This window comes from Chitinophaga sp. LS1, from assembly GCF_034274695.1.
Lineage (GTDB): Bacteria > Bacteroidota > Bacteroidia > Chitinophagales > Chitinophagaceae > Chitinophaga.
The window spans coordinates 4,525,943-4,549,596 of sequence record NZ_CP128362.1; the positions used below are offsets into that span (position 1 = coordinate 4,525,943).

At 45.9% G+C, this 23,654-nt stretch carries 19 protein-coding genes; 6 read left to right on the forward strand and 13 right to left on the reverse strand.

The annotated features are described in order from the left end of the window. Positions 1-142 precede the first annotated feature (142 nt). Positions 143-2,587, reverse strand: coding sequence for an MG2 domain-containing protein (locus tag QQL36_RS18705; RefSeq protein WP_321566375.1), 2,445 nt, complete (start codon positions 2,585-2,587; stop codon positions 143-145). 181 nt (positions 2,588-2,768) lie between these two features. Here QQL36_RS18705 and QQL36_RS18710 point away from each other — a divergent pair, with 181 nt between their 5' ends. Then, positions 2,769-3,998, forward strand: coding sequence for an NAD(P)/FAD-dependent oxidoreductase (locus QQL36_RS18710; protein ID WP_083726619.1), 1,230 nt, complete (start codon positions 2,769-2,771; stop codon positions 3,996-3,998). 298 nt (positions 3,999-4,296) lie between these two features. Here QQL36_RS18710 and QQL36_RS18715 read toward each other — a convergent pair whose 3' ends face one another. Together QQL36_RS18715 and folK are read right to left on the reverse strand one after the other, a co-directional pair. Further along, on the reverse strand, positions 4,297-4,920 hold the full coding sequence (locus tag QQL36_RS18715) for a deoxynucleoside kinase (RefSeq protein WP_083726621.1): 624 nt from the start codon (positions 4,918-4,920) through the stop codon (positions 4,297-4,299). Then, a complete protein-coding gene (gene folK, locus QQL36_RS18720; RefSeq protein ID WP_321566376.1) occupies positions 4,917-5,417 on the reverse strand; it encodes a 2-amino-4-hydroxy-6-hydroxymethyldihydropteridine diphosphokinase in 501 nt (166 codons plus the stop codon). The genes QQL36_RS18715 and folK overlap by 4 nt, the downstream gene beginning before the upstream one ends. Before the next feature lie 71 nt (positions 5,418-5,488). On the opposite strand from folK, the gene sppA reads away from it, so the two are divergent. The 5 genes from sppA to QQL36_RS18745 all read left to right on the forward strand — a co-directional run bounded on the left by sppA (position 5,489) and on the right by QQL36_RS18745 (position 10,185). Beyond that, a complete protein-coding gene (gene sppA / locus QQL36_RS18725; protein ID WP_321566377.1) occupies positions 5,489-7,246 on the forward strand; it encodes a signal peptide peptidase SppA in 1,758 nt (585 codons plus the stop codon). 110 nt (positions 7,247-7,356) lie between these two features. Beyond that, positions 7,357-8,460, forward strand: coding sequence for an ABC transporter permease (locus QQL36_RS18730; protein ID WP_321566378.1), 1,104 nt, complete (start codon positions 7,357-7,359; stop codon positions 8,458-8,460). Positions 8,461-8,486: 26 nt separating this feature from the next. After that, positions 8,487-9,014 (forward strand): SRPBCC family protein, encoded by a 528-nt coding sequence (locus QQL36_RS18735; RefSeq protein ID WP_321566379.1) that lies wholly within the window; start codon positions 8,487-8,489, stop codon positions 9,012-9,014. A 61-nt stretch (positions 9,015-9,075) separates the two neighbouring features. Further along, on the forward strand, positions 9,076-9,621 hold the full coding sequence (locus QQL36_RS18740) for an SRPBCC family protein (RefSeq protein ID WP_321566380.1): 546 nt from the start codon (positions 9,076-9,078) through the stop codon (positions 9,619-9,621). Between the two features lie 63 nt (positions 9,622-9,684). Then, on the forward strand, positions 9,685-10,185 hold the full coding sequence (locus tag QQL36_RS18745; protein ID WP_083726633.1) for a DUF2911 domain-containing protein: 501 nt from the start codon (positions 9,685-9,687) through the stop codon (positions 10,183-10,185). 57 nt (positions 10,186-10,242) lie between these two features. Here QQL36_RS18745 and QQL36_RS18750 read toward each other — a convergent pair whose 3' ends face one another. The 10 genes from QQL36_RS18750 to QQL36_RS18795 all read right to left on the reverse strand — a co-directional run bounded on the left by QQL36_RS18750 (position 10,243) and on the right by QQL36_RS18795 (position 23,594). After that, a complete protein-coding gene (locus tag QQL36_RS18750; RefSeq protein ID WP_321566381.1) occupies positions 10,243-12,102 on the reverse strand; it encodes a TonB-dependent receptor plug domain-containing protein in 1,860 nt (619 codons plus the stop codon). Positions 12,103-12,140: 38 nt separating this feature from the next. Beyond that, a complete protein-coding gene (locus tag QQL36_RS18755; protein WP_321566382.1) occupies positions 12,141-13,418 on the reverse strand; it encodes a HAMP domain-containing sensor histidine kinase in 1,278 nt (425 codons plus the stop codon). 1 nt (position 13,419) lies between these two features. Further along, positions 13,420-14,091: a response regulator transcription factor gene (locus QQL36_RS18760; protein ID WP_083726639.1), complete on the reverse strand. Its 672-nt coding sequence runs from the start codon at positions 14,089-14,091 to the stop codon at positions 13,420-13,422. Between the two features lie 33 nt (positions 14,092-14,124). Then, the gene (locus QQL36_RS18765; RefSeq protein ID WP_083726641.1) at positions 14,125-15,426 is read right to left on the reverse strand and encodes an ABC1 kinase family protein; all 1,302 of its coding nucleotides are present in this window, start codon (positions 15,424-15,426) and stop codon (positions 14,125-14,127) included. A 15-nt stretch (positions 15,427-15,441) separates the two neighbouring features. Next, complete coding sequence (locus QQL36_RS18770) at positions 15,442-16,068, reverse strand: TetR family transcriptional regulator C-terminal domain-containing protein (RefSeq protein ID WP_321566383.1); 627 nt, start codon at positions 16,066-16,068, stop codon at positions 15,442-15,444. A gap of 85 nt (positions 16,069-16,153) precedes the next feature. Beyond that, positions 16,154-18,799, reverse strand: a complete 2,646-nt coding sequence (locus tag QQL36_RS18775; RefSeq protein WP_321566384.1) for a hypothetical protein — start codon at positions 18,797-18,799, stop codon at positions 16,154-16,156. Beyond that, positions 18,796-21,117 carry a hypothetical protein gene (locus QQL36_RS18780; RefSeq protein ID WP_321566385.1) on the reverse strand — a complete coding sequence of 774 codons (2,322 nt, stop codon included), beginning with the start codon at positions 21,115-21,117 and terminating at the stop codon, positions 18,796-18,798. Before QQL36_RS18780 ends, QQL36_RS18775 begins: the two co-directional genes overlap by 4 nt. Then, on the reverse strand, positions 21,107-21,814 hold the full coding sequence (locus tag QQL36_RS18785; protein ID WP_321566386.1) for a hypothetical protein: 708 nt from the start codon (positions 21,812-21,814) through the stop codon (positions 21,107-21,109). The genes QQL36_RS18780 and QQL36_RS18785 overlap by 11 nt, the downstream gene beginning before the upstream one ends. Further along, positions 21,814-22,962, reverse strand: coding sequence for an AAA family ATPase (locus QQL36_RS18790; protein ID WP_083726651.1), 1,149 nt, complete (start codon positions 22,960-22,962; stop codon positions 21,814-21,816). The genes QQL36_RS18785 and QQL36_RS18790 overlap by 1 nt, the downstream gene beginning before the upstream one ends. Then, positions 22,959-23,594, reverse strand: a complete 636-nt coding sequence (locus QQL36_RS18795) for a hypothetical protein (protein WP_083726653.1) — start codon at positions 23,592-23,594, stop codon at positions 22,959-22,961. Before QQL36_RS18795 ends, QQL36_RS18790 begins: the two co-directional genes overlap by 4 nt. Between the last annotated feature and the right edge of the window lie 60 nt (positions 23,595-23,654).

The window sequence follows — 23,654 nt, forward strand, 5'->3', positions numbered from 1 at the left end:
ACGCAAAGTAAGAGCGTCTAAACTCTCTTAATCAGCCAAATTTTCCTATAATTTAATTCATATATTATTATGGCTTTTAGTTTTGCCTGGGCAATATTGCCCAGGCAAAACTAAAAGCCATAATAATGCCGTATACTATTTATTAATACAATTGTTCCACACGACCCAGTGTTCCATCTTCAGCCATACCTTCTACCACAACTCTGAACCTTCTTGTAAAGTCATTATTGTAGAAAGAAATACGTGCTGTATGTGTCAGGGTATCTGCTACCAGGTTTGGATTCCAGTACAGTGTCAGTCGCTTATCCTGCAAAATATGGATCTCTTTACGTACAGTATAATCAGGTGCATAGAATTCTTTTACGATATCATAACCAGCCTTGCGGTATTTTTCAAATCCATGTGTATCCACATCAGACTTGCTATCACCACCACGTCTCAGGTACACCGCAATCGCACCACTGCTACCACCAAAACCACCTACGAAAGTCGGACGCAATACCTTGATGAACGCCACATCCTGGATGTTGATGTTATTCAGCATGGCCACATTGGTCGGCATTTCATTCAGGAACAGTACCGGTGCACCACCACGCCATTGCATAGCCGGGGTAGTAGGATCTGTTGTATTGATCGTCAGACCTGGTACTTTGGACTGCAGGTACTGGAAGATGTTGATGGAACCGTTTTCAGACTTGGTCAGGTCAAATGAATAACCATCACCCGCGTTAAACATACCGGTAGCATAACGTTGTTCTACTACATCGGTTCTGCTCAGACGTTTATCCTTTACGTTATATTCCTGCAGGAAGATTGGTTTCTGCTGTATAGAACGTGTTACTGCATTGTTTTCATTTACTGTATTCAGGAAGCTGTTCAGCACAGTGTTTTCAATAGGCTGTGGCTCTCTGAAAGGATAAGGCATGTTAGCAGAAGACTGCGTCTCGAAGAAATGATTCTCAAACTTCACGTTCACGTCTTTCCAGGCTTTATTCGGATCGTTTGCACGATAGAATACGTTGATGGTATCTACGAACTGCAGACGGTCTATGGCAAATTCACCTTTATCATTCGTAGTAACAGAAGAGAATGCGGTAGAAGTATCAACAGGCTGTTTCAGGATGAAATCCACTTTACCATTTGACAGCGGAGCAGTACCCTTGTTGATGGTTGCGATACCTTTCAGCAGCAGCCCCTGTTCATAAGGATACTTGATCTCTGGCAGGTAGTTGTGCAGAATTTTTTCCCATGTAAACCTTCTCCATCCATTCGTCATCATCACCAGGTCCAGGCCCTGCATGGTAGCTGGATCCATATCCCTGAAGTACTGAGCCGGATTAGCGATATACCCTTTCAGGTCAGAAGTCATCAGCAGGTTAGAGAGGATGTTGTTCTGATCATCGCTGATCACCACATTGTCAGCATCAGTGATAGATACAGACAGGCTGGTCAGCATGGTATCAGGCACTTTTACTTCCAGTACATTCTTCTGTCTTGGCTGATTGTTGATCTTTAAATTCTGTAAAGTCAGTTGCAGCTGATCAGGTTTACGTACAAATGCCAGTCGCTCTGCGATTGGCATACCATCCGCAGTGAAGATGGTGAACTGTACGATACCTGAAGGCAGGTTGGCAGTAGGAATGAAACCGCTCAACTGTCCCTCAGCTGCATTCAGCTTGGCTTTATATATCACGTGTTGTTGCATCTGTGCTACAACCAACATATTGTTATATATAGGATTATCTTTCGTAGCCGGCAAAGTCTGATAGAAGATACGTGTACCTTTATTGAATATTTTAAGTCCCACACCCGCTGTCTTTAATTGTGGCAGCAGTACCGTTTTTTGTTGTCCTTTGCTGGTTTGAACGATTGCCTTGTAAGTTTCACCGGCTACAGGGGTCAGGTCAAACATGCCCATACCGTCGCGCGTTGTTTTCAGTAATGTAACTGTTTCCCCTTTCAGGTTCTGTACGATACCATTTACTTCGATAGGGTAACCCTGATCATTAATCGCCTTGAATGCAATACGACCGCCCACACCTACGATCGCATTACCGCCTTCAGGGAAAAATTGAACAGAAAAGTCATTGCCAACTGGTTTAGCCGGCAATTGGCCAGGGTGAGCCGGATCAAAGATTTCGATGTCCTTGTAAAACAAGAACTCCGCATCAAAGTTCAGCATCCAGGCAGTATAAGCACGGATCTGGTATTGACCCGGCGGCATTGTTTCCGGAACTACAAACGCACCTGAACCAGTAGCCCCCCCCACAGAAATAAGTTTCTTTTGAACAATCTTCCCACTCTTATCGATTAATTCTACGTACAGGTTCGTTGCAGAGAGAGAAGGTTGGCCTTGTAGCAGTACATATGCCTTAAACCAGATGGTTTCACCCGCACCGTAGTAATCTTTGTCTACCTGCAGATAAACTTTTTCCTGGGGAAAGCGTTTGCTGTACTGTTCAAGGGCTTGCGTAATTTTATCCTGCCATTCATCGGCGGGATAAAATGCAAGGGCTGCTGTAATACCCATCAGACATAATGGGAGCAACCACTTTAAGCGATTAGTTTTAGATTTCACAGATTGCATGTGGAAACTTATTTGCGACAATATAGTATACAAAAATATAATATGCAAAATAATATGAAAAAATAACATATACAAAAAATACGGCTAGTGTTTTATAAACTAAATTGTTATAAACTTTCTTAGGATATTGCAGGCCGAAAATGGTTAAGAAAATATCAGTTTAACGATCAGGTATAAATAAATGAAAGACAATAGATTAGTAGTTATTGGGGGTGGGGCAGCTGGTTTCTTCTGTGCGGTAAATGCCGCCAGAATGGCAAAATCACTGGAAGTCATCCTGTTAGAGAAGACTGGCAAGCTGCTTTCCAAAGTAAAAGTATCCGGCGGCGGCAGGTGCAATGTCACGCATAATGCCCCTGATATATTATATATGTCAAAGCGTTATCCAAGGGGACAGCATTTTGTGAAGAAGTCTTTTGGGCATTTTTTCGTGCCTGACACCATCCAGTGGTTCCAGGAAAGAGGGGTTTCGCTCAAGGCTGAACCCGATGGACGTATGTTTCCGGTTACGGATAGTTCCCAGACCATCATCGATTGTCTCCTGAAGGAAGCAGATAAACACAGGGTGCAGATCAGAACCAACACGGCCGTAAGCGGGCTGGAACAAACCTCCGATGGCTGGAAAGTGTTGTTGCAGGACGAAGCGCCTATCGAAACTAAGTTTGTATTTGTAGCGGCCGGAGGGTATCCGCAGGCTGATAAGTTCGGATGGTTGCAGAACACCGGTCATGAAATCGTACCTCCTTTGCCGTCGCTCTTTACTTTCAATATGCCGGGCAATCCCATTATCTCTCTCATGGGTGTCAGCGCTATCGCCGCTGTGAAGATTGCAGGCACCAAGCTACAGGAACAGGGCCCGGTGCTCATCACCCACTGGGGGTTGAGTGGCCCCGCTATTTTGCGGACCTCTGCCTGGGGGGCAAGAGAACTGGCAGATCTGAACTACCAGTTTACCGCTGTTATCAACTGGCTGCCGGATCACAATGAAAACAGCCTGCGGGAAGATCTCCAAAGCCTGCGATTCGAACTGGGTGGACAAAAGATCTACAACAAAAATCCTTTTGGCCTGCCACAGCGCTTATGGCTATTTATGCTGGAACAGTCAGGCATTGCCGAAGACGCCCGCTGGGCCGATGTGCCTTCAAAGGAACAGAATAAACTCATCAAACAACTGGTGGCTATGGAATGCCCCGTGAAAGGGAAGACCACCTTCAAAGAAGAATTTGTCACCTGTGGGGGCATCAAATTATCAGAGATCGATCCGAATACGATGGAAAGTAAATTATTGCCGCAATTGTTCTTTGGCGGTGAAGTCATGGATGTAGATGGTATCACAGGTGGGTTCAACTTCCAGCATGCATGGAGTAGTGGCTATATTGCTGCAAAGACTATTGCACAAAAAATGGGCTGACTAGACAGTCAGCCCGTAGTAAACAAAACTAAATTAATCATCAAATTAGCGTAAATATAACCGCCTTAGATATATAGAGCAAAGCAATATTATTTATTACGTAATAGAGAAGCTCTATATCTTTGGTTGCGGAGTAATTGATTATTATTATGGAGTAATTAATTATTATTGGAGTAATTAATTCTATATCTATTTTTTCAGGACCGCTGCAAGCGATCCTGAAAAAATACCCCCCCAAAAAATAAAAACGCTTTTGCCGTAGGCAAAAGCGTTTTTATTTGGCTTATAGCAAATTCTTTTAAAAGTAATTTATTCCCGGCGGATAATCTTGCTCCAATGCTTTTAACAATCTCTCAAACTCTTCAGGATTCCTGAGAAAATCAACCTTTGTCGTATCCACCATCAATGTCTTCACCGGGTGCTGCTTGATATACTGCATATACACATCCTGCAAATTCCCCAGATAACTATCAGGTATCGATTGCTCATAAGACCTGTTCCTGTTCTTTATATTCTGCTGCAACTTTGTAATCGGTGCATTCAGAAATATCAGCAAATCCGGTTGTAACAACTGCGGATTAATAATATCAAACAGCTTCTGGTACAGGTTATATTCCTCATCTTTCAATGTCACCTTTGCAAACAGCAAACTCTTTATAAACAGGTAATCCGATATAAAAAAGTTGTTAAACATATCCTGCGTCTGCAACATATCTTTCAGCTGCTTATACCGTTCTGCCATGAAAAACAGCTCCAACGGAAAAGCATACTGCTGTGGCTTCTCGTAAAACTTAGGCAAAAATGGATTATCCGCAAACTCTTCCAATATCAGTTGCGCACCAAAGTGCTTCGCCAGTCTTGTAGCCAGCGTCGTTTTACCAGCCCCTATATTTCCTTCAATTGTAATGTATTTATAATTCATCTGGCTTGCTCCTGTAACTGAAATTTTTGGGCAGGTAATGTATCCGTACACTCCGCCAGCAGAGCGCTGACATCTTTATGTAGTACCGGATGTATCCAATCGGGACGAATCTCCGCCAGCGGCACCAGTACAAACTGTCTGTTCGCCATCTGCGGATGTGGCACTTTCAGCGCCGGCAAATCGATCACCGCATCATTATAAAAGATGATATCTATATCTATGACCCGTGCCCCCCATTTTTGTTGGCGTACCCTTCCCAACTGCCGTTCTATATCCAGTACGGTATCCAACAGCTCTTCAGCACTCAGGGTCGTATCTATCTGCAAAGCCTGATTCAGGTAGTCTGGCTGCTGCACATGGCCCCACGCAGCGGTTTCGTACAATCCCGACTTTTTTTCAACGGTTCCCGCCCGCTTATCTATTTGCATCACAGCCTGTTGCAGGTTCTCTGTACGGTTGCCCAGATTACCACCTATAAGTAATATTGCTTTATTCATGTATCTTCAACGGCCCAAAAGTAGACATAATCTTTATTTTTGGGAAAAGCAGTTTTCCTTAATCTCAAAATATGCGTAGTTTCTTTAAAATCTTTTTTGCCACCCTACTAGCACTCATTGTCGTAGGTGTTTTGGGAATCGTTATCCTCCTGGGATTGATCGGAAGTGCTTTATCGCCCGATAAAGTTGTCATTTCCCCTAATGGCGTACTGGTACTGGAAACAAACCAGGAACTCAGTGAACAGAAAGTCGCCAACCCACTCAGCATGCTCACTAAAAAAGGAGATGGTGGCACTCCTGGATTGTTCGACGTCATCAGGCTGGTTGACAATGCCACCGGCGATGATAATATCAAAGGTATTTACCTGAAAGTAGAAGGCAATGCCAACGGCTTTGCCACCAATCAGGAATTCAGAAACGCACTTGAGCGCTTCAAAGCCAGTGGCAAGTGGATCTATGCCTATGGCGAGAATATGAGCCAGCAGAGCTACTTTGTCGCCTCTGTGGCCAACAAGGTATACCTCCATCCAAAAGGCGGTCTTGACTTCAATGGCTTCTATTCACAGGTCACCTTCCTGAAAGGGCTGCTGGAAAAGTTGGAGATCCAGCCGCAGATCTTCTACGATGGCCGTTTCAAAAGCGCCACCGAACCACTGCGCGAAACGGAAATGACCCCTGCAAACCGCATCCAGACCAATGCTTACCTGGGTGAACTGTATAGCAATTTCTTATATAATATAGGCCAGAGCCGTAAAATCGATACGGCTACCCTGCACAAATACGCCAATGACGGCGCTATCCAGCATGCAGAAGATGCCGCCCGCCTGAAACTGGTGGATGGCCTGCGCTACGACGATCAGGTGATGGACGAAATCAAATCCCGCCTGAGCCTGAGCGGAACTGACAAAGTGAACTTCGTGACCCTGAGCAACTACGAAAATGCCAACGAGCACCGTTTCAGGGACAACGACGCCAAGATCGCCCTCATCTATGCACAGGGTAGCATTGTAGGTGGCGATAGCGAAAAAGAAACTGTCATCAGCAGTGACCGATATATCAAACTGATCAGGGAAGCCCGTCAGGACAAGGATATCAAAGCTATCGTATTCAGGGTGAACTCCCCGGGAGGTAGCGCACTTGCTTCAGAAAGCATCTGGCGCGAACTGACCCTGGCTAAGAAAGATAAACCAGTGATCGTATCTATGGGTGATTATGCCGCTTCCGGTGGTTATTACATCTCCTGTATGGCCGATTCTATCTTTGCAGAACCCAATACCCTCACAGGTTCTATTGGTGTATTTGCCGTGATCCCGAACCTGGGTAATTTCTTTAAGAATAAACTGGGTGTCACTTTCGACGGTGTGAAAACCGCACAGTATGCTGATCTTGGTACTGCCAGCCGTGCTATGACAGACGATGAAAAACGTTTCATCCAGAATGGCGTTGATACGACTTACATGGTATTCAAAACCCGGGTAGTCAATGGCCGTAAACTGAGTGGTGCAGTGGTAGACAGCATTGCACAGGGACGTGTATGGAGTGGTGTACAGGCAAAAGAATTGGGTCTGGTAGACCGTATCGGTGGTATTCAGGACGCGATTGCATGTGCAGCGAAGATGGTGCATGCCGGTTCTTTCAATGTAAAAGAATATCCTGAACCACAGGGTGGCCTTGAAAAGGTAGTGAGAAGTCTGGGTGGCGATATGCAATCCCGGATGGTGAAGAAAGAACTGGGTGAAAACTACAACCTGTACGAGCAGGTGAAGAGGATCAAAGAAATGAGTGGTCAGGTACAGGCCAGAATTCCCTTTGATATTGAGATCAAATAGCATCGTCACTTAAAATTTACTTAAAACCTGCCCACAGTGGCAGGTTTTTTTATACAACTTAGGTAAAACAATAGTAGTTTTACGCGATTTTCTAGCAACTAAATAGGCGTATGGCGGTGAAATACAGTCAAGGGACAGCTCTGCTGGCCATGGCAAAAGCAAGTTTGAAAGCAATATTGAGAAGCCCTTCGGCTGTAGTATTCAGTTTAGGTTTTCCCTTGGTGATCTTACTTTGTTTTGGCTTTATCGGGGATAGCACTGTATCTGTAAAAGTAGGTGTGGACAGTGCGACGGATACCCATAGTTACCTGTACCAGCAGTTATTGAAGGAGAAGAGCCTGAAACTGGTGACAGACAAAACGAATGCAGAATTGCAGGCAGAGCTGAAAAAGGGGCATATCACCGCTATTCTGAAAGTAAAGGAACTCCCTGCTGTAGACAATGCTCCTTCCAACTCCATCCAGGTCTATACCTCTACCGCTGCTGTTGAAAAGATCGGCGTATTCAATGCCATCCTGAATGGTGTGATCCGGAATGCAGATGCCAAATATTACAGCCATGCTTCTGTGGCCAGGATCGAACCCATGATCACGCTGCCTGGCCGCCGGTATACTACCATCGATTTTATATTGCCTGGTTTGCTGAGCTTTTCCCTGCTCAGTGCAGCCGTATTCAGCACTGCTTTCCTGTTTTTCGGTTTAAGACAGACGCTGGTATTAAAACGTTTCTTCGCTACGCCAATCCGGCGCTTACATATCGTATTGGGTGAATCCCTGGCCCGCCTGGTATTCCAGATCTCCGGCGCGATCCTGATCATTGCGATCGGTTATTTCTTCTTTGGTTTCACGCTGGTAAACGGGTGGAGTACCTTTTTTGAAATGCTGATACTGACTGCGCTGGGTGTTGTGGTGTTCATGGGCTTTGGCTTTGTAGTGAGCGGTCTCGCCAATAGCGAGAGCACGATTCCGCTATTTGCCAATATCATTACCCTGCCTCAATTTCTCCTGGCAGGTACCTTTGTTTCTGTCGATGTATTTCCTACCTGGTTGCAGGTCATCTGCCGCATTATGCCACTAACTTACCTGAACGATGCTTTCCGGAAGGTAGCCTTTGAAGGACAGCACCTCTGGAACCTGGGCCTCGAGCTGGGTGTGATTACAATATGGGGTGTGGTCATTTACGCTGTGGCGGTGAGAGTTTTCCGGTGGGAATAGTCATTTTTTTTTGGTAACTTTTAGGGATGCAAACCTTTTTTATTCTCCTGGGCGCTCTGGCTGTGATCATCCCTGGGTGTTTCATAGTTAGCCTGTTTTTACCGGCTACTGTGAAGGTTGTGCGTGTCAGGGTCATTTCCGCCACTCCTGCTGCTGTATTTCAACAGATCAATACTGTTCGTAACTGGGAAAACTGGTCTCCCTGGCACCAGGCAGATCCTCATATGAAACTCCTGTACACCGATACTGAGAGTGGGATAGGAGCTGCCTACAGCTGGGAAAGCCAAAACCGGCAGATCGGCAAAGGGGCCATGATGATCACCAGCTCCCGGTTGAATGAGTTCATTGCCACAGATATGCACTTTATGGAGCAGGGACTGGCCAAAGCGACCTTTAAACTGGAACCGGTACCCGGTGGCACCAGTGTGACCTGGACCATGACAGCAGAACTGGGGCGTAACCCTTTCAAAAAGTTCATGGGCCTCCTGATGGACAAATGGGTAGGAAAGGATTTTGAAAAAGGACTGGCCAAACTCGAATCGGTATTAAGATAATTCTCCTCCTTTTGCCAAAATAGACCGAGATTTGCAACCTTAACAGTCTGGAATTGTTCATATGCGATTAATTAAACTAGCCGTGATTAGCGCAGTTTGCTTCGGCGTACTGCTTTTCCTTCTATCCTTATTATTACCTTCTAAAGCGATTGTAGAACGTTCTGGTGTCATAGATGCACCAATGCCTACTGTGTATGCGCAATTGAATGACCTGAGTAAATGGTCGGCCTGGAATCCATGGGCTGCCGATGAAATTGCACAGGATAAGCAATATTCAAACCCTCCTGCAGGAAAGGGGGCCTACTTTACTTTTAGTGGTATGCAACATGAAGATCGTATAACCGGAAAGGTAAGTATTGAAGAAAGTCGTCCTGACAGTGGTATCAAATACCTGATGACATTCAATGCCATGCGCCCGGTAAATGCATATTTCGAAATCAAGCCTGCAGCTGATGGAAAAGCGACTGCTATCATGTGGCGCTTAGAAACACACCTGGGTTACTGGCCATGGTGGAAACTGCGTGGTTTCCTGGCGGACAGGCTCACCGGGCCACAGCTGGAATCGGGGTTGACACAGTTGAAAACAATTTGCGAAAGCGGTAAATAATACACAGACGGTAACAACCGCTCCCGCATTATACATTAATTTTCCATAAATTTTTTACTATTTATGAAACAATTCCTCTTATTCTTTGCATTGCTGGCCGGTACTGGCAGCCTTGTATCTGCACAGGAAAAAAAGGCAGTTGCAAGCCCTCGGGTAACTGCAGAAGGGAAAAATGTAAAAGTTGCTTATGGCCAGCCTTCTAAAAAAGGTAGAGTGATCTTTGGAGACCTGGTTCCTTATGATAAAGTATGGCGCCTGGGTGCTAACGAAGCAACTGAAATCACTTTTGCTAAAGATGGTAGCTTCGGTGGCAAAGCCGTAAAAGCAGGTACTTACACCCTGTTCGCTATCCCAACTCAATCAGAGTGGACATTTGTACTGAACAGCGAACTGAAACAATGGGGTGCTTACAAGTATGATTCTATCAAAGTACACAACGTACTGGAAGCGAAAGCTAAGGTGACTAAAACAGCTGCACCGGTTGAAAAACTGACTATCACTTTGCCTGCTGGTAAGATGATCGTAGAGTGGGATGAAACCCATGTGGAAGTACCAGTAAAGTAATGAGCAATGTATTTTATTGTAAAAGGCCGTTTCACCAGTGAGACGGCCTTTTATTTTTTACAGGTTCCATTTAACAGATACATTTATTTGCCGGCCATCTACAGGTCCCCACAGCGGTACAAAAGTAGGATCATTGACTGTTCCGGTATATAATGGCGAATGTTTACCCTGTCTTACATCAAAGAGGTTTTCTCCGTTCAACACCATTGTGACATGATCACCTATTTGTCTTGATACCATGGCTGCCCAGAACCAGTAATTAGGCGCCTTCTCATTGTTGTATAAATACTGATGCCCGTTCCAGCTATTCTCTATCCCCACGCGCCATTTATCTTCGATCTCATAAGCGAGTGTAGCCGCAAATTTATCCTGTGGTGCAAATGGCACGTATGTCGTGCTTATTTTTGAAATGGTATGATTATACCCCAGGTATAATTCCACATGATCCATTTCCAATCTCACATAAGTATCTGTGCCTGCACTATGTAGCGGGTCGTTTTGGGTTTGCAGTTCATATAAATTATCACTTCTGAATACAGGTAGTATTGGATGTTTCACATGAGAATAATAAAAGGCCTGGTTCAATGTCAGGTCAAGTTCACCGAGGGTGGTATGATAGTTTGCATCGAAGTTCAGTCCTTTGCTTCTCTCTGCTTTCAACCCATCCGGCATAGCGGCGAGCGTCTTATACCCCAGCAATTGTGTTTGTGTTGTAAAGATGGCTGCGGTCTTATACCCTGTACCTGCACTCAGGCGAACAGAGAGATCGTGAATGGGTTTGTACACCATGGCGAGTCTGGGCAACAGGAACCAGCCATATATATTGTGATGATCTGCGCGTAGCCCACCTTCTATCATCAGCTGCTTTGTGAGTTGAATGCCATCCTGTGCAAAGAAGCCGACAGTATTGTAGGTATAACTACCAATACGGCTGCTGTCGTGATGATCCCTGGTATATGCTTCGCTGGTATTGTTCATGCCAAGCACGATACCATGCCATTTATAACTGGCTTCTGTATGGGTGTTCAATTGTTTGCCCAGCAGGAGGAAATTCCCTTCTGTATGCAGCAGATGATAGAGACTGGCGTTACTTTTAATGGTGAACGCCTTGTGGGTCAGTTGTAGGTCTAAGCTATTGCGATTACTATTATTCTTTTCTGTGTAATAGGTACCACCACCGGTACGTTGTTCAAATGTTCCCTGGTACCCGGCAGTAAATGTCGTATTTGGATGGATATACCAGAAGAATTTCGGATGCACCAGGTACTGTCTTAACTGCGGCACATCGCTGAATCCATCCTTGTTCACATCTGTTGCATTCTGGTGGGTAACACCGCCAAAAAATGTCAAACCGGTTTTACGCCATTTCTGTGAATAATATAAATTGGCATTGTTCTCTTTGAGCGTACTGCGATTCAATAAAATATCCAATGATGGTTTGTCGCCCGGTGTTTTGGAAATAAAATTGATCATCCCCGCAATCGCGCCACCACCATACAGCGTAGACACAGATCCTTTAATAATCTCAATCTGTTTCAGATCCAGCGGGGGGATGGCCAGTACGCCAAAATTGCCGCTTAACCCTTCGTACAGGGGAAGGCCATCCCGCAAAAGCTGGGTATATTTTCCATCCATCCCCTGCATACGGATGGCATTATTCCCACTGATAGCTGATGTGTTTTGTATATGGATCACTGATAGATCGCCCAGCAAACTGGCTACGTTTGCCGGCTTAATACCGCCTTCTTCCTGCATATCCTCAGGTCCTAATACTTCCACTTTCATAGGCAGGTCCTCAATACGGCTATTGGTACGGGTAGAGTGCACGACTATCTCGTGAATCTGTACAACTTTAGTCGTGTCCTGTGCGAATAGCGGACCCGTGGCCAGTAATAAAATGAACCCTGTAAACTTCATGAAACAAAGAAAAGGAGCGATCCTGTGGAAAATCTGGATTAATGATGATGCCTGTCCCGGCGCAGAATGAAATGGTGTTCCTGCTCTTTATGCTTGTAATATATCTTCAGGTTATTGGTATCCGCGATCTTTTTCACAATAGCCAATCCCAATCCGTTACTGTTTTCCAGGTTGGATGCATTCTTCTTAAATCGTTGAAATAATTGAGAGGCGGGAATAGGTGGGTATTCACTGGTATTGCAGATGCTGAACTGTTGTTCATTCAGCTGTATGGTGATCTGGCCTTTGGGGTAATTATATTTAATGGCATTGCCCAGTAAATTACTGATGAGGGTATCTGCCAGTATAGGATGTAGGGATAGTAAAAGATCGCTTGAAATATCTGTACTCACCAGCAATTTTTTATCCCGTATCAGTTCGTCAAATAAGCGCAGGTGTTTCTCCAACACTGTTCTGATGCTGATCTCGCCGGAGGCCACAAATTGTTGGTTCCCGATCTTGGCCATGAATAACATGCCATGATTCAGGTGCGACAACCGTTGCAAAGCCTCATGCGTTTGTGCGATAGATTTTAGCTGTGCTGGTTGTAAGTTTTCATCCTGTAATAGCAGTTCCAGCTTATTTTGCGCAATTGCCAGTGGTGTCTGCATTTCATGCGCAGCATCTTCAGTCAGTTCTTTCATGATCACAAAATCATGGTAGATGCGGGAGGTGGCATTTTGCAACACTTCATTTAACCTGTTGAATTCAGTCACAGAAGTATCCGGAAAAGAAAGGTGATGCATCTGTTCCAATTGCAGCTTTTCCATCTTATCCAATGACAGGTAAAATGGCCGCCAGATGCTGCGGCTGATCAACCTGTTCACCAATATGGTAAACAGTAGTAATCCAATAAAAGCCAGTGCCATCACCAGCGCGATGTTTTTTATCAGGTCGTCTTTTTCAATCAGTGATTTTCTGATCGTGAGCAGGTAAAATTTATCCCGTATACTGATCACCTGTTCCAACTGGCGGTACGGTACCTCTTTATGCTCGATCTCCTGGTACTGCATAATCGATTGGAGTACCGGTTGTGCATTTGCAGGGCCATTTGCAGGATGAATACTGAACTCCGGTGTTGTGATACCAAACACAGGACTGTTATCAGGAATCGACTCAAAATAGACTTCCCATTGAATCTTATCATTTACCAGTTCTTCATCCATCTCTTTCTCCAGTTCCTTATCAAACTGATGATAGAGATAAATGCCGCCAGCCGCCAGCAGGGGCAGCATGATCAGTAAAAACCAGATGGTATTTTTGGTAAGTAATTTCATATTATTCGAACCGGTACCCTGTGCCATACACCGTCTTGATATAATCCGGTGCACCGGCATCCATCAGTTTGCGGCGCAGGTTTTTGATATGTGAATATATGAAATCATAAGAACCTGCCATGTCATATTCATCGCCCCACAGGTGAGCTGCAAGGGCCGACTTGGTAATGACGCGTTTTTGGTTGGCAATAAAGTATACGAGTAGCTGGTATTCCTTTGCAGTCATGTCCACCGGTTTCTGGTGCACCAGCACCGTTTTGGAAGCAGGAATTACCTGTATATCATGGAAGATAATACTGGTATTGCCGCCAAAATGTTTGCGGCGCAGCAGGGCATTGACCCGTGCACTTAGTTCTGATAAATGAAAAGGTTTGGTGAGATAGTCGTCGGCGCCAAGGCCCAGACCATTGAGTTTATCTTCAAGTGAATCTTTGGCGGAGATAATGATGATACCCGCATCGGAGCGGATCTGTTTTAGTTCCTTTACGATATCTAATCCACTGCCATAGGGAAGACCGATATCGGCAATAATACATTCGTATTCGGCATCGTTGACCTTTTGAATGCCTTCTCTGAAGTTTGTAGCTACTTCACAAATGTAGCCCTGTTTGCCTAAGTATTGTGTGATTGATTCTTGTAGCGCCTGCTCGTCTTCGATGATAAGAATGTTCATAATTAAAAGGTACGAAAAAAAATGGGGCCCTGCTTATAGCGCAGGAAGCCCCGTTTTAATATTCGCTTTGAGATCGCTTAGAATAGAATACAAGCCGAAGTAGGTTCTGTTCACATACAGGCTATGCCTTGACCCTCGCGCAACTTTCGACTCTTTCACCTCTTTTAAATTAGCTACATAATCCATGTAAGCATATATCTCCCCGAAATAACGTTCATCGCCAAAATCAAATTCAGGTAAGGTAAATGGCAGTGTGAGCATGTCGATCATCTTCTGGAACAGGGTGGAGAAAAATGTAATCTCCTTTTCCGAATCCGAAGGATGAATCATTTCAAGGCTGGTATATATCTGGTTACGTCGCTCATCATCTTTCAACACTTCTTTATCTGTCAATAAGAAGTAGTTGACATAAAAATCTTCCGGTATTTCCTTAATACAACCAAAGTCGAAGATGCCGATCGTACCGTCTTCCCTCATGAGGAAATTGCCCGGATGTGGATCAGCATGCACCTTTTTCAGCTTATGTACCTGGAATTGGTAGAAGTCCCATAGTGCCTGACCGATGCTATTTCTGACTTCCTGAGATGGGTTCTTTAACAGGAACTCTTTCAGGTGGTAGCCGCCTAGCCAGTCCATAGTAATGATCTTATCGCTGGAGAGTTCCGGGTAATACTTCGGGAATACCAGGTTCGGAATATGCGCGCACAAGGTAGATACTTCTACAGAGCGGTGCAGTTCCAGTTTATAATCCGTTTCTTCCAGCAATTTTGTCTCGATCTCTTCAAAGTACTTGTCCATATCCACCTCGTTCATGCCTACGATGCGCATGGCAAAAGGCTTTACGATGCGGAGGTCAGACTTCACACTATTCGCTACCCCGGGGTACTGAATTTTGATGGCCAGTTCCCTGCCCCATTTGGTGGCTTTATGTACCTGCCCGATACTGGCGGCATTAGCTGCCTTGATATCGAAGGTATCGTACAACTGTGCGGGTGTTTTACCTAAGGTCTTGACGAAGGTATTGATCACCAGCGGACCAGAAAGGGGAGGAGCGCTGTACTGTGACATGGCGAACTTCTCGGTATAGGCTTTGGGCAGCATGCCCTTGTCCATACTTAACATCTGCGCTACTTTCAGTGCACTGCCTTTCAGGTTGCTGAGGGTATCGTAAATGTCTTCTGCATTGTCTGCATGCAGTTCTTCCCTGCTGATATTGGGATCAATGAGTTTTTTTGTATAGTGCTTCAGGTAATTGGTTCCAACTTTCAATCCTGTGGTCACAAAACGACTCGCTCTTTCCACTTTTCCCGTAGGAATATTAGTTTGCTCTTTCATTACCTATTATCTCCTCTACTTCCTGGTGAACATAAATTTGCCGAAATCCAGCAGGCTATCAATTGTGCCTGAGCTGATAATCTGGAAGCTGAGATTTACGGCTTTTTCAATCGCAGCATCTGTGAGCTCAAACTTTTCTGAATCATCCTTGATCCAGTAGTTGAGCACGAAGAGTGCCTGCACCCAGAAACCATGTACGTATTGACTGGAAATGAATTTTCTTTCTTTTACTTCGCCTGACTGATAGCCATCTTTGATCAGGTCTGTCGCGTATTCATAAAACGCGTCTTTGAACTTTTCCAGCCTGTTTTCATGATAGCCAGGGATATGGAATTGTTCTTTCTGCTGCAAAATGTAGCTTCTGTCTTCTTTCAGCTTCTGTACCCAGAGGAAGTAGAAGGTGAGCAGTTTTTCGCGGGCAGAATAACCGAGATAGGTATCGTCTGCTTTCAGTTTTTCGAGTGTATCTGTAAAGAAGGATAACCAGATATCTTTTTCAACGGCATCGAAGGATGCATAGCTGTCGTAAAAAATGCTTTCGGAAAGACCTAATTGCTGGCAGAACAGGTATACAGATACCGGTTTTTTCCCGTTTTCCAGCCAGTAGTTTTTATAGGCTTCGCGAATGAGTTTATTTTCCATGTTTCAGGGTTTAAATTGTCCAAAAATGCCTCCAAAGCAGGTATTTCAAATTTACGATAGAAAGCTAATATGAATTGTTAATATCTTATAGTTTGTTTACGTCCATGACACTCAGCACCTTATTTTTCCCCAACAGGATAAATTCACCTCTTACACTGCCCTCAATTACAGATTCCGGTTCTTCTTCCAGCGTTACTTCGTGCTCCAGTGTCAACAGGGCGTCCTCCACTTTGAACACACTCGCCAGCAGATCACCTACTGCCACCAGGTGTCCTCCCGGGATAAACGCCATCGCCACCACCCTGTGAGATACGGGTACCGGAGCACCTGCGATGGACATTTGCTGTTTATTGACCTGGATGGTCACAATCCCCATTTTAGTCAGTCCGAACAGTATGGTCGATACCATCGGCACCGCAGCCAGCAGGTTTACGGGTGGTGCTGAGTGTAGCCTGGTACAGTTACCAAGGTCATCCGAGCAGTACAATACCCCCTCCAGCAGGAAATAATAGAGATCATTCCGCTGATACACCGGGGTAGGGTAAGGTCTGTCATCGCACAGGATGGTTGCATCATCCAAGGTACAGGTATACTGCCTGTCCAGTTCCCCGTCTCCCGAAAAATGCCAGATGCTCAAGACCCGTTCATTCAGGCCAAACTGCGTCACCGCCCCTGCTATTTTGGCCACAAACCCCACTACATGTTGCTGCAGGAAGTTCGGGAAGCTCACACTCATACCATATTTGAAATGCAGGTTCGCTGGTAATATTTTCGGCTGATCTTCGAAGTCATTTTCTGTGCTCAGGTAGATCATCAGGCGGTTTGTTTCCGGAAATCCACTCACGATATAATCAAACATGGGGAGCATCTGCATGGTGGCCCATGAATATTGCTCTATTTCAAAGTCAGGACTGATCCTGAGCAGGTAAAACGAATGTGCATTGATGCCGACGATGAACAGTTGCAGGTTATGCCGTATCATCCCTGCCCAGGTCATCCCTGTGGGCAGGTTGATCCGTCTGCTGTTCACCTTTTTCTTTGGGTGTGCAGCCACCGTACTCTTGTATCGGAACAGGTCCGCAGGTAGCTGCTTATCCTCCGGTAAGAATTGTTTCAGCAAAAAAAGGTGCCGGGTATTACCTTGTTTCACCTGGTCACTGATGATGTGCATGCTCAGGTCGGTGGCAGTTTGTTTTACAGCAGGGTTGGTGTGTTTGTTATTTACAATGAGCATTACCTGCAGGAACAAGGTCAGTTGCTCCGGGTTACTCTTCTGATACACTTTTCTGATGTGCAAAGGCAATTGCTCCGGCGTATGCCTGCTCACCACCTCAAAGTATTGCTCCAGGTGGTCACCAGCACGGTTAAAGCCATTCCAGCCCCTGTACAATAAACGCAAGGCCTCATCAGGCGCATTCAGTTTATCTTCCAGTATCACAGCCGCTTTCAGCAATTCATTTTGTTGCTGGGCCACCTGTACACTCTTCCTGTAATAGGTCCTGGCCAGGTCCATTTGTTCGAGTTTTATATACAGATCTCCCACCATTTCAAACATCTCCAGTTCTTTGTAAATTTCGATAGCTTCCAGCAGCAATCCTCCCTGTACCAGGCATTCTGCTGCGGGCAAATGTCTGTTCAGGTAGTCTCTGAACAAGGCGGCGGCTTCTCTGAAAAATCCGCCCTGTACCAATGCCTTTGCAGCCAGATTGTAATCCTGCAGGAGGTGTGCATAGATGTAAGCTGCCTGTTTGTAGTCTTTATTTTCTAATGCCTGCAGTGCTGCCCGCATGTATTTTTTATGCAGCTGTTCATAGTACCTGTTTACATTCCATGCATCTACCGGTCCACCGCCACCAGCCAGGTTGCCCAGGCTGAAATGCGTATTCCTTTTAGAAAGGGAGGCTGATGGTGGCGCTACCCCTCTGCTGGCATGTTGTGAGCCTAATGGTATTGCGTATTGCAACGCTTCGCCCAGGTTCTCGTCGAACATATTGAGCAGGCGTTCCACTTCTTTGTCTCTCTTTTCCTGCAGGTGTTCCAGCTGGTTTTGCATCCACTGGTACATGCTGTTTTGCTTCTTATTACCCCGCTTACCTAACAGCGACATGAACGCTTTGAGCAGGAATGCTTTTATTTTTTTGAAACCTTTCAGCGGTGGTTCCGCCATGGGTATTTCATTCAGGGGCTTGCTATCTACACTGCTTTTCAGCATATCTATCAGGGGGGTATCATCTTCTTTTCTCCTTACATGGATCATGCGCAGAGACGCCATGGCAGGCATACCCGGATGTGCCATATCCCATGAATGGTCAATGACAGCCGGCATTTGCAGCAGATCGCTGAGTGATACGAGGTCTGCCGTCGTAAAGCCATAGAAACCAAGATTCGGGTGCATCACCTGCCATTCCCACACCAGTAGATCTGCCATCTCACTAAGGCTGAGGGCGGGCAATAACTTAGCATGAACAGGTATCAGCAGTTTCTTTCCGATAATCGTATAAGGATGTGCGATTTGACTAAGATGCGGAATATGTTTGGGATGAAATACGACCATCATACCCACAGGTTCCATGCTGGATTTGGTTTCCGGCAGTAGCATGCAGGTCAGTGAGCCGGGGGGTACATCCCATCGCTGAATTTCCCCAAACCACTCCGCAGGGGTATTCCCCCTGATGTAAGCTCCTAGTACAGGAAGACAAACGGATGGATCATATGTTAGCTGCAAAATCATTTCAGATGATCTATGTAAGGTTGTATGTATGATTCGTAAAAGGTATGTGCGGGCACCTGCCGGTCGTGGTTGTCACCAATAAAATACCGGTATCCGCAATAAGCGCCATCAGCCGCCCAGCAGGCGGTCGGTTTATTTTGTATGACTACCAGCGTGATCTCACGCACATTTGGATCCTGACTACGGAGGTGTAATAATCCCCTTGAATCCATCCATGCTTCTATACCCGTATTTAACACATACCTGGTAATGCGGATCTGCGTGCCGGGAATGGTACTCTCCTGACCGTTGAGGTTGGGAATAACATTGTTCACCGTCGTCCAGCTTTCCAGCGACAGTTTATTTGCATTGTGACGCAGCTCCATGTGGTTGATGGCCAGTCTGCCCGAAGGACTTACTTTGATACTCTTCACCTGTCTGTACATATTGTACCCGCAGTTGATGATCTTCTTCAAAGCACGTAAATGGTCTGCCCTGGCAGAGAGCACCATGTTGCCATCCCAACTGCCTATGGTTTTAATAGACAGCGTATCTACAGAGAGTGCATGCGTGTCATTTGCATCTGTGATGTAGAAGGTTTTATCTTTATAAGCGATCACGATAGTACCAGTGAGTCGCTGACTGATAATATGATGTGAGCCGGCCTGGATGTTTGTATTCAGGTAGTATAAATACAGCGCTTCGTTGTGATAGAGCAATACATAAATAGTACCCTGCTCACTATGCCCGAAAGCATAAGTGCTGGCTTTCGGAAGATCCCTGTATATTTCATTCGCCCCGAATGCAATAGATTTCCAGTAGAGTAACCGCTGGTCTTCTGTAACTACAACACCGCCAAACTGCATAGCATTGTAGTAATAATAATGCAGCTGCATGGTGCTGAATGGAAAATACAAAGGCGCTTCGTGCTGATGTAAAAATGCCGGCAGACTATGGCTGGCAGGCAACATATCTGTCGCCGTGAAGATCGATTCCAGGTCGTACACAGCATGGTTCAGCAAATGCCGGTGCCCTTTATTGTAATGAAAGAGTTGTACCCTGCCTTCACGGTTTACCAGTATCAGGTAACCATTGAATTTACGGATCGCAGCAAAGGCTTCCTGGAAAGGCGCTGCGTGAAACAGCGTTTCATCAGTAATCAGGAAAAACTCCTGTTGTTGTTTTTGCAATACATTTTTTGCAAAAGCCGTTAACCCTGTAGCGCTGTGCAGTTCAGGCGATAACAATTCCAGTGCACTGGCTACACCTGCTTTGGTACCCAGTTGTAAAGGGGTATAGTCATATCCTGTCAATGCATAAGCGGGCAGTTCTCCTTTTTTATTTTGAAACGAACACGCCAATGCTGCAGCCATGGCCAGCAGGCGGGGCGTACCCCACATGCGGATACAGGTATCTACCAGTAAGAAACGTTCCGGCTGATAGTCGGCAGGTAGTTGTTCCCTGCGTAAATACAAGGCTTCATTATTCGCGAGTCGCACCATCAGCGACAACTCATCATGGGCTAGTTCGCTGATCAATAACCTGTCAAAATTCCCTCTGTTACTGATGTCAGACACACCACCAAACAACTGGTCACTGCTACCCTGTACATGCATGGGAATATGTAGTGCGGCAATCATTTGCCTGGTGAGTTTTGTAAAACCTGCAGTAGCCGGATCATTGGCTAATTCAGACAGGAGGTCTGTCTGCGGTGGCTCAGGAATCACTACCGGCAATGGTTTGGGCAGTTCACTCACACTTGTCTGCAACTTCAGGAGCAATTCTTCCCTGTTGCCGATTGCTTTGTAGATAGCTGCCAGGTATTGCAGGTCTACTTCAACAATAAACTTGCTGAGTGGCACAGGGATCAGGATATTTTTATCCAGGTTGCCACTGTTGAAATTATCCAGGATATTCCCTGCTACGTCATTGCTTACAGTGGGTGGAACAGCAGCACATAATGTTTGTAATAAGTGGATTTTTTTGTTTCCAAGCCAGTTACGGTCGGGTAGGCTGCCCAGTATATCCAGCAGATTATAAGCATCATTTATCCAGGTATATTCATCCTTGACGTTGAGGTGTATTTTTTGATAAATGTTATGTAATGTTTGCCATAGACGGGCTTTATCTTCTTTGCCTGCATTCAGCAAGAGCAACAAAGCCCCAAGTGGAGGGAAACAATCTTTCAACTCCGCCAGTATTTCTGTCAGCGATGATCTGTAAATCAGTGTACGTCCATCCTGCCATTCAATCACTTCCCCCTCATCTGCCCAATGCCAGAAGTAATCGTCGGCCGATTTGAAGTAGGCGGTGGTTTCAAGGGTTTGTTTATAATACATGGGTCAGGGTTTCGGCAGTGAGCCTTACGGCGCTGCGGGTGACGTGAACAAAGGATGTATCCGGGATCATTTCATATTGTCCGTTCACATGAAAGAGCAAAAAGTGCGTCCTTGATCCTTCCAGTTTCTCCGCCACCAATGATCGGATAACAGGTGGATTGAAATCGTAACCTGCCGGCATCAGTATCCTGTCTTTCAGTGTATATGAAGTACCGGGAACAGAAGGCAACGGCACACCGGCTACCAGCACCTGTCCGCGTGCAGAAGCTGCAAAGCGCAGGTGTCGTAGTCTGATCTGGGGTGCTGTGGCTACATATGTTTCCAGGGTACGCATCTCTGTCAGTATAGCGAAGCTTTCATCTGTAGTGGTACAGGGAGCTAAATTTACAAGCTGTTTGGTAGTCGCAAAAGCCGGCAACCCGGAAGTAGGCAGACTCACGGGAATAAAATCGGTCAGGGGGTGCCATTCCAATACAGGCAAAGTCTCATCCGGCGTCAATGCCCCGGGGGCAAAGAGGCGGTTGACAGCATCCAGTTTCCAGGTGCGTAATGCGGGCAGCTGGCGAAAAGCATTGTCAGCCACGCCTTTTACCCAAATCTGGTCCTTGTGCCATGCTGCGACCAGATCAACTCTGGTGCGCAGTTGGGCCAATACCTTCACGTCTGCTGGTGCTAATGTAATTACACTTTCAGTCATCAGTTAGTCTGCATGATCTTTTCCCACAAATGATCTATCGGTGCTAAAACAAAGTTTTTCTGCGTATCGTTGTTGATCCATTCACAGCGATCATTCAGATAGCGGAGTCTGTCTTTGATCAGTGCTCTTTCGGCAGGAGATGTGTCGGCAGCTTCCCATTGCATGGTCATTTGCTGCACTTCCCTGTAAATGGCATCTGCATCGGGAGTACTGTTGATAGTGGCTCTTGGGTGAGCGGAGGTTTGTTGTTCATCCGCAACTACCAGAGCTGCATTGACGATGGCAGAAATGATTTCCTGTTGTTCTTCCGTATCCCAGATATAGCGCAGCACCCACATATCCGAAAGGATAGCGGTGTCTCTTTTGCAGAGCACAGCGCTGGCAGCAATGAGGCGTTGTAGTTTCACCGCTCTTCTGTCAGAGATCTGGATGCCTGCATTGCGCAATTGTTGTATCAATGTAATATAGTACCCTCTGATGGCAGACAGGTCTATTGCAATCGTCATATTTTGCAGTTCCCTTACTTCCTCCGCACTGATTTTTGCCGGGGTTGTAAAGTCTGCCTGTTCCAGCTGCCAGCCGGCCTGCAATACTTTTTCCAGGTCAGCAGGATCTACGTTGTCACAATGTACCCGCAGCAGGAAGCGGTCAAACAGGGCCTGTAGTGCTTCGTCTTCGGGCAGGTGGTTGCTGGCGCCGATAAAGAGCAGGGCAGGGAGGGCTCTGGTTTCCTTGCCTCTTCTAAAGATCTTTTCGTTGAGCGCCATGAGCAGGCTGTTGAGAATAGCGCTGTTGGCGTTCAGGAGTTCGTCCAGGAATATGAGGTTCGCTTCGGGGAGCATACCTTCAGTGTTAGTCACGAGATCCCCTTCTCTCAGTTTGCGGATGTCAAAAGGACCAAAGAGCTCATTGGGTTCGGTGAAACGGGTGAGCAGGTATTCAAAAGTTTTACCTTCCAGTAAGTTGGCGAGGGCGCGCACCATGGCACTTTTGGCAGTACCCGGAGGGCCTAATAAAAATAAATTCTCCCTGCCGGTGAGACAGATGCCCATCAGATCGATGATGTCGTCTTTTCCAACAAAAGTCTTCTTCAGGTGCTGTAGGACATCGTTGAGCTTATCTACCAGCGGGGTTGTGGGTAAGGTCATAATATAATTTCGTTAATAACTGTATCGAACTGAGGCCAGAGTAGGGCAGCATGTGATCCCAGGGCTGCTTGTACAAATGGCAGGTTTTCAGGAAGGCGGCATTGTGACAGGTTTCTTGCCTGGATGATCCTGTCAGTATATGCCTGCCTTAAGGATGGATGGTCATTAATGGCAGACAGGTCTACCTGTTCATTTAATGGAATGGCGGCTGCTGAAAATGGCCATTGATGAGCGGTTTGGTAAAACCGGGTGATCAATGGGTCAGTAGGCGAAAGACCTTTAGCCAGCAGAAACAGATCTGGCAGATAGCGAAGGGTCAGGTCTGCCGAATAAATAGCTGCGGGTGTTCTTTCACCCGTATATGCAGGTAAATGGGTTTCCAGGAGAGCGGCATCGAGGTTGCGCAATAGAATGAACTGTACGATTGTGTACAAGTAGCCTGCCGCCCAGAGTGCTGCATCCATATCCAGGTCGGGTGCGGTATGAGGCATCTCGCGGCAGTCGTCTTCATAATATTGTTGCAGGTGAATAGCAGCTGTGCGCAGGTCGGCTTCCTCGAAAGTCAGCAGATCAGCGGACACAGTTACATTACCTTCGTTGATTAGGCCCGATATGAATTCAGTTAATTCCATGTCGACATTGTACCCTATTCATATAATATTTAATGAAGATACTAAGGAGATAGCTACTTT